The sequence below is a fragment of the Flavobacterium sp. GCM10022190 genome, assembly GCF_042656445.1.
GTDB lineage: Bacteria > Bacteroidota > Bacteroidia > Flavobacteriales > Flavobacteriaceae > Flavobacterium > Flavobacterium nitratireducens.
Genome location: NZ_JBHSOQ010000003.1, coordinates 111,781 through 123,885, shown reverse-complemented (window position 1 = coordinate 123,885; position 12,105 = coordinate 111,781). Strand labels below are relative to the sequence as shown.

Below are 12,105 nucleotides of genomic sequence, written 5' to 3'. Positions count from 1 at the left end.
ATTAACAACTGAACACTAATAACTAACCACTGAATACTAATCACCTTTTATGGTAAAATTTTTAATCAATAGGCCTATTGCGGTTTTAATGACGACGCTTTGTATGCTTATTTTAGGGCTGTATGCGTTTGGTTTTATTCCTGTAGCATTAATGCCGGATATCGATATCCCAGAAATTACGGTACAGGTCGAAGCGGATAATATGTCGGCAAGACAGGTCGAAGATGTTATCGTAAAGAATTTACGGGCTAACTTAATGCAAGTAAGCCACTTGAAAGATATTAAAACGGAATCCAATAATGGCAATGGCATCATTCGTTTGAGTTTTGAACAGGGAACTAAAATCGATTATTCTTTTATTGAAGTCAATGAAAAAATTGACAGAGCCATGGGAAACCTTCCCAAAACAGTTAAACGACCTAAAGTAATCAAAGCCAATATTACGGATGTTCCTGTTTTTTATTTAAGTCTGACCTTAAAAGACCAACCCAAAGAAATACCTAATCATTTTAATGATGAACGTTATCCTGTTTCTCAACAATTTGTTGATTTCAGTCGTTTTGTTAATCAGGTGATTCGCAAACGCATTGAGCAAGTTGAGGAAGTGGCTATGGTGGATGTGAGTGGATTGGTTTTTTCTGAAATCCGCATTATTCCGGATATGGAAAAATTAAATGCATTAGGAATCAGCTTAAATGAATTAGAATCAAACATTAAGAATTATGATATTGAAGTAGGAAGTTTGTTAATTAAAGACAATCAATACCAATACAATATTCGTTTGGGAATTAGCCTAAAGACCATTAAAGAAATTGAAAATATTTATATTAAAAAAAGCGATCGCCTTTTTCAATTAAAGGAGCTGGCAGAGGTAATAGAACATCCACAAAAACGCACCGGATTAGTTTTGGCTGATGACAAAGAGGCGTTAACTATGGCCATCATTCAACAAAGTGATGCGAAGATGGAAGATTTAAAAACTTCTTTGAATTCTCTTATAGAGCAACTTAAAAATGATTATCCAAACATCGAATTTTCAGTAACACGAGATCAAACTAATTTACTTGATGTTGCCATAAGTAATATCAAGCAAGATTTAGTATGGGGAATTTTATTGGCTTTTGGCGTGATGTTTTTGTTTTTAAAAGATGTTAAATCTCCTTTGCTGATTGGTGTATCGGTTCCTGTTTCCCTTATCGTTAGTTTAGCTTTTTTTTACATTTTTGATATTTCTATCAATATTATTTCATTATCAGGTTTGATTTTAGGAATTGGATTGATGATTGATAACTCAATTATTGTAATTGAAAATATCATCCAGTATCGAGAACAAAAACGCAGTTTAATCCAAGCCTGTGTTTTAGGTGCTAATGAAGTGATTAAACCGCTACTTTCTTCAGTACTTACAACCTGTTCTGTTTTTTTGCCACTTTCTTTTTTAAGTGGAATATCAGGGGCTTTATTTTATGATCAAGCGATGGCAATCACTATAGGTTTGTTTGTTTCTTTATTGGTTTCCGTCACTTTAGTTCCTTTATTATACCACCTTTTTCACAAGAAAGATACAGGCAAAAAGGGGCGTTTAGATCGGTTTCTTGAAAAAACAAATACGTTGGACTATGCTGAGTTGTATGAAAAGGGATTCCGTTTTGTAATAAAAAATCAAAAAATATCCTGGGGAATATGTATTTTACTATTAGTAGTTGGTTTTGTATTGTTTCAATTTCTTCCGAAGACACAAATGCCATATTTGACTAAAACAGAGATGGTATTCAAAATTGATTGGAATCAGCAAATTAATGTCGAAGAAAATAAAAAAAGGGTATTAGAATTACTAAAACCTATAAAAAACGATATACTCAATTATAATGCATTAGTAGGTTCACAACAATTTATTTTAGACAAGGAATCTACTTCTTTAAGCTCTGAAACTTCGATTTATATAAGCTGTGATACTCCTGAAAATTTAAGGAAAATTCAGAAAGAGATGCTTATGGCAATTCAACAAAAGTATAACAGAGCCGTCGTTTCTTATGGAGATGTAGACAATATTTTTAATGTTATTTTTTCGGATAAAGAAGCTCCCTTAGTTGCCCGACTGCGTAATGTGGAGAATTTAGGAGCCGCTCAAAATACGCAATTGAAAAAAGTTTGGGGTCAGGTACAGCAGAGTATGGATCATTTAGAGTTAAAACCCATAGCTTGGCAGGAAAATATTAACCTGATAGCCAATCAGGAAAAATTAATGACCTATGGTGTATCTCCTAATGCCTTGTTTCAAGCTCTAATAAGTGCTTTTAATGAGCGCGAAATTTTGTCAATAGTAGATAATCAAAATCTGATACCAGTTATTCTGGGAGGCAATAGTAAAACAATAGAAGAAGTCTTAAGCGAAACAACCGTACAATCTGAGAACAATGCGGTATTCCATGCTAGTGATTTTATCAAAGTGGTTAACGCGCAAGATATGAAAACTATTGTAGGCGGTATTGAAGGAGAATATTATCCTATTGAATTAAATAGAGATGAAGTCAATATAAAAGAGACTATCTCAACAATCAAAAATGTAATTAAAGATAATAAACTATTCACAGTCACTTTTAGCGGTAGTTTTTTCAATAATCAAGAATTGATGAAAGAATTAATAGCTGTATTAGTAATATCAGTCTTATTGCTCTACTTTATTTTAGCCTCTCAATTTGAATCTCTTGTTTTGCCACTAATTATCTTGATTGAAATTCCATTGGATTTAGCAGGTTCATTTTTATTATTAAAGATTTTTGGTATGAGTCTTAATTTAATGTCGATGATTGGAATTGTAGTGATGAGCGGTATTGTAATTAATGATTCTATATTAAAAATAGATACCATCATTCAATTACAACGCAATGGAAATTCGATTTTAAAAGCCTTATTGTACGCAGGTCAACGAAGATTAAAACCTATTTTAATGACGAGTTTGACAACTATTCTGGCTGTAGTACCGCTTCTTTTTACAGGAGGTTTGGGTGCTGAACTTCAGGCACCATTAGCAACAGTCCTTACAGGAGGAATGATATTAGGAACAATAATTAGCCTTTATTTTACTCCCTTATGTTATTATTATTTTGCTAAAAGAATTGAACGAAGAGAAAAAAGGTCTCAGTTATGAGTTAAGGGTTTTGAGTTATGAGTTACGAATTTTCAATTTTACAAATAATGAATTTTATTAAAAACAGGCATTTAATTTTAGTTTTCAGTTTTGGGTTGTATTCCTTGCAAATTACAGCACAAAATACAAGCAAAAATGAAGATAATAAACAAAAAATATCCTTGGAGGATATCATTAGCATCGCTAGTAAAAAATCCTTAGATGCTTTTAAAGCCAAACAACAATATGGAGCGAGTTATTGGCAATTTAGATCCTTCAAAGCGAGTGTGTTACCTAAAATGAATTTAGAACTGGAACCCTTAACTTATAATAAATCGGTTTTGAAACGATATGATTCTGAGAATAATATTGATGTGTATCGACTCCAGCAAAATTTGAATTCGTATGGAAATCTAAGTATCAATCAAAATATTAAAGCTACAGGTGCCACCATTTATGCTAATTCCAGTTTTAACAGATTGGCTAACTATGGATTAATTGATTCCAAAGATTTCACAGCCACACCTATCCGAATAGGGATTATACAACCAATTTTGGCTTTCAATCGTTTTAAATGGGCTCATGTTATTTCTCCTCTGCAATTTGAACGTGCTAAAAAACAATATTTATATGAACTACAAGACATCAAACTTAAAGCGGTTAATTATTTTTTTAATTGGGCATCGGCTAGTAAAAGAGTACAATTAGCTCAGGAGAATGTAGTAAGTACTCGGAAACTTTTCACAATAGGAAAAAAGAGGTATGATCTGGGTTCAATAGAAAAAGATGATGTACTTAATTTAGAATTGGATGCGTACAATGCTAATACAAATTTGACTCAAAATGAGCGGGAATTGCAAAAAGCAGAATCAGAATTAAAACTGTTTTTAAGAGATGATAGTCCTTTGCATTCACTACCGGAATTACCGGAGTTGGTTTCGGATTTACAGATTGATATTAAAGAAGCTACTGCATTGGCCGAAGCTAATAATCCTGAAATTTTTAATCTGAAAATTAAAAAGGTGGAAGCACAAAGAGATTTGGATAAGGTAATTAAGGAAAACCGTTTTGATCTGTCTTTGAGAGGAAGTTATGGTTTGAATCAAAATGCCAATACATTTAGAGATGCTTATGGCCGATTATTAGACCAACAAATGATTAGTATTCAAATGAATATCCCCATTTTAGATTGGGGAGAACGCAAAGGAAATATTAAAACGGCTAAAATGAATAATGAAGTGAGTGAAATTGCAGTTCAACAAGAAAGTGACAAACTTAGCCAGCAATTAAGCTTGAAAATTATTGATTTTAACCTTCAGAAACAATTGGTAGAAGGGGCTTTACGAAGCAGTGAAATTTCAAGATCTTCTTATGAAATAACTGAAAAACGTTTTTTATCAGGAAGCATTGATTTGTTAAGACTAACCAGTGCCAGAAAAGCATGGCAAGCAGCCTCTGAAAATTATATCACGAGTTTATATAATTATTGGCGATTTTATTATGAGGTGCAACAATTGACCCTCTATGATTTTCAAACTAAAAGTACCATAAGCAAGAACTTTGACGAAATATTGGATAAATAGTAGTATAAATAATGAAAAAAACATATAGAAATACCATTCTAATTATCGTAGCACTAATTTTAGTATTACTAGGTATTGTATGGCTAGCTATTATTCTTATAATGTTTGTATTGATTTACAAAATTGTATTGCATTTTATTTCTTTAATATTTTATAGTTTTTTAAGAAAAATGGTGAAGGGATTTTTTTTGTTTCTTTTGCTTTTATCTGCAACAATTTGCACCAAGCTCTTGGCTTTCGATATTTATAAAATACCCAGTTCTTCTATGGAAAATTTATTATATCCCCAGGATGTAGTTGTAGTGAATAAATTGAAATACGGTCCCAGACTACCTCGTTCTCCTTTTGAAATTCCATGGGTGAACATTGCTTTTTATTTTAATGAAAAGGCTAAGAAGCGAATAAAAGAAGATTGGTGGGATTATAAAAGACTCGCGTGTACTGCAGTTATAAGGCAAGGAGATGTGTTTGTGTTTAACTCTACCTGGAGTAAAGACTATATTTTGATCAAGCGATGTATGGGGTTAGCAGGAGATACCTTAAGAATTAAAGAGGGTGCTGTATATACCAATAGAAAGCTGTTTGTTCCTACCATTACGGAAAGAAACAATTATAAATTCAGAATCAAAAATAAAGAGGCTTTCTATAAATTTCTGGATTCTTTAGAATTAGATTATGTTACGTTAAGAAAAATAGACAATCAGGTTTGTGAAGCTAATCTATCGAAAGGTGATTTAGACCAACTTAAAAAAGCAAACTTGATTAACACTACTAGCATACAGCTCGATTCTTTTAATGGTAATAATGGATTATTCTGTAATGTCCCTAATAAACAATGGACCTACGACACTATGGGGCCTTTTGTAGTACCAAAAAAAGGAATGCAAATACTTTTAAATTCAGAAACTTTTTCATTGTATCAAGCCACAATTAATGGTTCTGAGAATGCTAAAATCACAGTCTCAGACGGAGATTACTATTTAGATAATAAAAAGATAAAAACCTATACATTCAAGCAAAATTATTATTTCATGATGGGTGACCACAGAAAAGGCACCATGGATTCTCGAACTTGGGGTTTTATTCCGGAAACCAATATTATTGGCAAAGTGCAATGTGTTTTGTATTCTAATAAAGATGATGAATTTCAATGGAATCGCTTTTTCAAAATGCTTTAAGATAAATATATGAAGTCAAAATTATCTTCCTTTACTATATTAAGCTGTTTTGTTTGCTTATGCATTATTGGTGCGAGCATGATACCTTTGTTGAGTGTACAACTGAATCCGTCCGTATCAACTCCATCAGTAAATATCAGTTATAGTTGGTATAATGCTTCTGCAAAGTTAATTGAGCAGGAAGTAACTTCCAGACTAGAAGGCGTTTTCAATACCGTAAAAGGAGTTAAAGGGATAAATTCCTCCACAAGTAAAGGTGGTGGTTCAATTAACATCGATTTTAAAAAAAATACAGATTTAGATGCGGTACGTTTCGAAATGGCTAACTTGATTCGTCAAACTTATTCGGAACTTCCTGAAGGTGTGAGCTATCCCCAATTGTCCATTAGTGGAGCCAATGAAAATACCTCTCCAGTTCTGACATATAGTATCAATGCCAACGAAAGTCCGTATCTGATTAAGAAATATGCCGAAAACCAGATACTCCCCAAATTAGCCATAATCAAAGGGGTTAACAAAGTATATGTATATGGTGCTGATCCTTTTGATTGGGTTGTGAAATACAATTCAGATCAGCTTTTGCAGCTTTCCATATCAGTTAATGAAATTGAGAATGCCATTCGTGAGTATTTTCAAACCCAACAGTTAGGGAATGGAAGTTTAGTGTCTAAAAACAATGCTGAAAGTCAGGAAATTGCCTTGGTTTTAAGCTATAAATCCGAAAAAGAAATAGATTGGGAGAACATTCCTATAAAAAAAATAGGAGATAGAATTATTTATCTAAGAGACATTGCCAAAATTCAATATAAAGAAGCTCCAATGCAATCGTATTTTAGGATAAATGGAAAAAATTCCATCAACATGGTGGTCTATGGCGAAAAAGGAGCTAATACCATGGAAGTGTCTAAGGCGGTTAAAGAGGAAATAGAGAAAGTTAAAAAAGAAATAAAAGGGGAATACAATCTAAAATTAACAAATGATACTTCTCAATATATTACTGAAGAACTACAAAAAATTAAAGAGAAAATGCTGTTTTCCTTCTTGATTTTGTTTGTTATGATTTTAGTGACAAGCAGAAGTCTTAAATACATATTGGTGTTGTTTTTGAGCATTATTACCAACCTTCTCATTGCTATAATCTTTTATTATTTATTCAAAGTAGAATTACAATTGTATTCCTTTGCCGGAATCACTATTTCTTTTGGAATTATGATCGACAATTGTATTATTATGATTGATCATTTAAGAAACAAAGGTGATAAAAAAGTTTTTTTAGCCATTCTGGCAACCACTTTAACTACGGCAGGAGCACTATTATCCACTTTTTTATTAGACGAATCCCTGCAAGCTAATTTAAGAGATTTTACTTTGGTTATTGCTATAAATATAATGGTCTCCTTATGTATAGCCTTATTATTTGTTCCTGCACTTTTAGAAAGATTACACATCAATCATAAAAAGAAAGCTTTTTCCAGAAAAAGAAAAAGAAGGGTTTTAAAATTTACGCAGTACTATTATAAATTAATCTTAGCGTTTAAAAGACCACGTTATAAATGGTTGTTTATAGTGGTTTTATTGCTCGGGTTTGGTTTACCTATACAACTCTTACCCAAAAAAATGGAAGGAGATGGATTTTTCGAAAAAGCATATAATGAGACCATTGGTACTGATTGGTTTTATGATGAAATAAAACCTTCATTGGAAAAAATACTGGGAGGATCACTGCGGCTTTTTAGCGAAAATGTTTATGAGAATTCACATTACTCAGATCCAGAAAGAACTACCTTAAGAGTTAGCGGTAGTATGCCCGAAGGTTGTACGATTGAGCAATTGAATGAGGTAATTATGAAGATGGAAAATTACATCAGTAGTTTTGAGGAAGTTGAAATGTTCGAGACTAGCATAGGTAATTATAAGAATTCAACTATCTCAATTTATTTTAAAAAAGAAAATGAGTTTAGCGGTTTCCCTTTTAAACTAAAAAGCCTATTAGAATTTAAAGCCATCAGTTTGGGAGGTTTGGATTGGTCGGTAAGTGGTGTAGGACAAGGTTTTTCGAATGCGTTAGGATCTGATTATAAAAACAACAGAATCATTCTTGAAGGCTATAATTATGATAAACTATATGCTTATGCTGAACTTTTGAAAACACAATTAATAGCAAACTCTTCTTCAAGAATTAAAGAGGTTGACATAACTAGTGGTGGTTGGTGGGATAAAAATCCGCATGAATTTTATTTGGATTTTGATGCCGAAAAAATGGCTCTTGCAGCAGTGAATCAAACCGAATTTTATTCCTATTTAAGAAATCAAACACATACAGGTGGTGTAACTTCTTTTATCAACAACAATGAATTACAACAAGTCAAATTGATCTCTGATCAATACCAAAAAGTGAATGTTTGGGACTTAAAACATGTTCCTATAAATATTGGAAACAATCAATACAAGTTAGATCAAATGGCAGCTATTGAAAAAAGAAAAACAGGCAACGCTATTTCAAAATCAAACCAGCAATACCAATTAACAGTTGAATACAATTTTATAGGAACAGAACCTTTAGCAAAAAAAGTAAGAGAAGATAATATTGAAGAATTGAAGGCTAAATTACCAATAGGCTATCGTGTTTTTGAACAATCTTATTGGGGAGGCTGGGATAAAAGCAATAAAAAACAATATTATTTCATTTTTGTAGTGATCTTAATTATATTTTTTATTTGTTCGATCTTATTAGAGTCATTAAAACAGCCTTTTGCTATAATTTGCATGATTCCAATTTCCTTCATTGGGGTTTTTCTAACGTTTTATCTTTTCGATTTCAACTTTGATCAGGGAGGTTATGCTTCATTTATATTATTATGTGGTATTAGCGTAAATGCAGCCTTATACATAATTAATGATTATAATAATTTGAAAAGAGAACATCCTTTAAGAAATAACCAATGGATGTATTTCAAAGCATTTAATTATAAAATAATTCCGGTAATGCTTACTATTATTTCTACTATGGTTGGTTTAATCCCCTTTGTGTGGGGAGGACAAAATGAGGCTTTTTGGTTTTCGTTTGCAGCAGGTTCCATAGGGGGATTGTTATTTTCATTAGTAGGGATTTTCATTTATTTGCCAATATTTTGCCTTAAAAGAAAACCTAAGTTTTCTAAATTATTAAACAATAAAAAATAAAGATAGAGAATACAAACCTATTTATCTGTTTGTGATTATAAATAGGTTTTAATTAGTTTAAATTTTTAAAATTATTAACAACTATGGGAAATTATAAATACTACTTAAGAAAGCCTGCAAAATATATATTATTTGTCTTTTTCAATTTATTTTTAGCCTGTAACCCTTGGTCATCGGATACCAATCGAGCCTTAGACCTAGCAGGAGAAAACAGAAAAGAATTAGAGAAAGTACTTAATCATTATAGTAAAGATGAGTCTGATTCATTAAAATTGAAAGCAGCAGAATACCTTATTTCGAATATGTTATATCAATATTCGATAGTTGGATCAGGGGTAGATAGTATTAATGCTACTTATAAATATGTTTATGGAGCGAAAAAAGAAGACAGGAGTAAGCTTTTTAAATCAGATTCTTTGCAAAAAGGAGGGAACAAAGATTTTAAATATGATTTACAAAATGTTTCCAGTGAGTTTTTAATAGAACAAATTGAATCGGCTTTTCAAATTTACAAATATGATTGGTGTAAAAAGTATTCCTTTAAAATGTTTTGCGAATATATTTTGCCTTATAAATTCCCTCAGGCAGCAAATGTGGACTGGAGATCTTATGCTAACCGGAAATTTTACCCAAGCTTTGATCTAATGTCTTTTGAAGGAGAAAATACTATTTACGAAGCCGAATTATTGACTAAATTTAATTCTGATATTGTTGATATACAAAATGCATCAGGAGGTAAAGTTTTTCATTTATATAAAAAAGGGAAGAATAAATTTAAAATTTCGATCAAGAGCAACAACAAAGGCTGGCAAAAAATTGTTGTTAAATATATAAATGGTAATCTAAGAGCTTCAAATGTTAGAATTAAAATTGATGATAAAGTTATTGGAGATTTCCCTTTTCCATCTACAGGGTCATGGGAAAAGCTTAATAATGATCAGATACCAATAGAATTTTTAGTCAATCTGGATTCTGGAGAACATGGTTTGACTATGGAGTCTTTGGATAAAGATCTATTTATAGATTTTTTGATGATTCCAGAGTCAATAAAAATAGAAAGACCTGAGTTAATGATAATAGCTGATGGTATTTACTACGTAAAAAATTCAGCAGGTTGGCTAACATTAGAAAAAGATTCACTCGTTAATTCAGCCCGCGTAAAAATCACGAATGATTTTTCAAAGGCAACACCTCTTGAAATAACTTCAGATGGGTTATTTTATCGAATTAAGTTAGGATATGATGCTACAGCAAAGGTAATAGATGCTTTTCAAGGAAAAAACAGTAATGTTGTTACTATTTATAAGAATTATAGTCAGAATAATCAAAAATGGGGAATAATCCCAAACAAAAATAGTGGTTTCCTAATTAAAAATAAAGCGACTGGCAAATTGCTTTCCTCTGAAAAGGAGAATATTTTAATTCAATCTGTAGAGCGCTCTCTGGCTAGTAATTGGTATTTTCAAAAAGATAAAAAAGCAAAATTTAAAGATACAATCGATTCTGCAATTAAAGCAGCTATGAGAGTTACGGACATTACAAATCGTTTTCATTGGTCTGGTGAAAGTAATATGGCCGGACTTATCAATTCTAAAAATATTCTAGATTTTTCTTATGGTAGTTGTCCTATTGAAACTCAATACCAAACAATGGTTTTGCGTTCTTTAGGGGTTGCAAGTGCTATTGATTTTGTATTCAATTGGGGGAATAGACATTCAGGTCATGAATGGAGTGTTGTCTTTGATCACAAAGGAAATACTATTCAAAATAATTGTCATAATCCGGTAGGTGCTGTTATCTGGAATAGTCATTTTAAAAAAGGGAAAATATATAGAAAATCGAATACCATTAATAAGAATAGTTTGTTTATTAAAAATAATGGAGAAGAGACAATTCCGGATATCTTTAATAATCCTTATTTTTTTGATGTTACTGATGAATATTGTGAAAGTCGTGATATTTCAATTCCGGTAAAAACAAGTGCAAAAGCCTCAAATAAATATGGATATATACTAGTGCATAACAATCGAAAGTGGACTCCTATTGCCTGGGGAGAAAGAACTGGTTCAGCGTTTGAATTCAAAAAATTAGAAAAAGACATATTGTATCTTCCTGCACAATTTGAAGGCAATGATTTTAAAGCTTTCAATGATCCTTTTTTTATTGATTCATTGGGAAAAATACAGAAGATAATTATCAATCCTAAAAAAAAGCATACGGTGTCAATTTCAAGGAAATATCCTTATTATAAGGCTGATAAATTACTGGATAAAAGAATTGTAGGAAGTAAATTTCAAGGCAGTAACAGATTGGATTTTTCTGATGCAGTTACTATTGGAGTTGTTACAGAAAAAATGACGGATCCGATTTTTTATACGATTAGATCAAATACAACTAAAAAATTCAAGTATTTTAGATTTATGGGTTCTGATAACAGTTTCTGTAATATTAATGAAATTGCTATCTATGATAATGAAGGGAAAAAATTGGACGGTAAAATAATTGGTACAGCTGGTAGTTTTGAAGATAAAGGTAATACCATCGAAAAAGTATTTGATAACGATGTTCTTACTTCTTTTGAAGCTCCTGATCCAAATGCTGGCTGGGTTGGTTTAGCTTTTAATAAACCCACTGCTATAAATAAAATTAGATTTGTAGGTCGTAATGATGGAAATATGGTTGAAGTAAATGATGAATATGAATTATCATTTTGGGACAAAGAATGGAAAAGTTTAGGTAGAAAAAAAGCTTCCAGTGGTTCTCTTGTATTTAAAAATGTACCTGAAGGAGCTTTACTTTTATTACATAATCTGCATAGAGGATATGAAGAAAGACCATTTACAATAAAAAACGGAAAACAAGTTTGGTATTAATTTCACGAGTAAATGTTTAATTATCCTGAAATTCTTGAAAACTATCTTGTGATTATTTTTTTCAAATCTTGTAGAAAAAGTGGTTAGTAAATAGTTTCGTATCTTTCATCAAAATTCAAAAAACCTCTAAAGTCATTGATTTTAGAGGTTTTTATGGT

The 12,105-nt window shown here is 31.5% G+C and carries 5 protein-coding genes; all 5 read left to right on the top strand.

The features are described 5' to 3' along the window. The first annotated feature begins 49 nt into the window (after positions 1-49). Entirely contained in the window at positions 50-3,151 is a 3,102-nt protein-coding gene (locus ACFPTQ_RS10760; RefSeq protein WP_379777406.1) for an efflux RND transporter permease subunit, read from the top strand. A 47-nt stretch (positions 3,152-3,198) separates the two neighbouring features. Next, positions 3,199-4,713 carry a TolC family protein gene (locus ACFPTQ_RS10755; RefSeq protein WP_379777404.1) on the top strand — a complete coding sequence of 505 codons (1,515 nt, stop codon included), beginning with the start codon at positions 3,199-3,201 and terminating at the stop codon, positions 4,711-4,713. An 11-nt stretch (positions 4,714-4,724) separates the two neighbouring features. Beyond that, a complete protein-coding gene (gene lepB, locus ACFPTQ_RS10750) occupies positions 4,725-5,891 on the top strand; it encodes a signal peptidase I (protein WP_379777402.1) in 1,167 nt (388 codons plus the stop codon). 9 nt (positions 5,892-5,900) lie between these two features. Next, positions 5,901-9,074 (top strand): efflux RND transporter permease subunit, encoded by a 3,174-nt coding sequence (locus ACFPTQ_RS10745; RefSeq protein WP_379777400.1) that lies wholly within the window; start codon positions 5,901-5,903, stop codon positions 9,072-9,074. A gap of 83 nt (positions 9,075-9,157) precedes the next feature. Beyond that, positions 9,158-11,947: a hypothetical protein gene (locus ACFPTQ_RS10740; RefSeq protein ID WP_379777398.1), complete on the top strand. Its 2,790-nt coding sequence runs from the start codon at positions 9,158-9,160 to the stop codon at positions 11,945-11,947. Positions 11,948-12,105: the final 158 nt, after the last annotated feature.

What these genes read in the sequence shown, in the direction of transcription:
- ACFPTQ_RS10760 (WP_379777406.1), top strand. Translation starts at nt 50, where the DNA reads ATGGTAAAATTTTTAATCAATAGGCCTATTGCGGTTTTAATGACGACG.
- ACFPTQ_RS10755 (WP_379777404.1), top strand. Translation starts at nt 3,199, where the DNA reads ATGAATTTTATTAAAAACAGGCATTTAATTTTAGTTTTCAGTTTTGGG.
- lepB (WP_379777402.1), top strand. Translation starts at nt 4,725, where the DNA reads ATGAAAAAAACATATAGAAATACCATTCTAATTATCGTAGCACTAATT.
- ACFPTQ_RS10745 (WP_379777400.1), top strand. Translation starts at nt 5,901, where the DNA reads ATGAAGTCAAAATTATCTTCCTTTACTATATTAAGCTGTTTTGTTTGC.
- ACFPTQ_RS10740 (WP_379777398.1), top strand. Translation starts at nt 9,158, where the DNA reads ATGGGAAATTATAAATACTACTTAAGAAAGCCTGCAAAATATATATTA.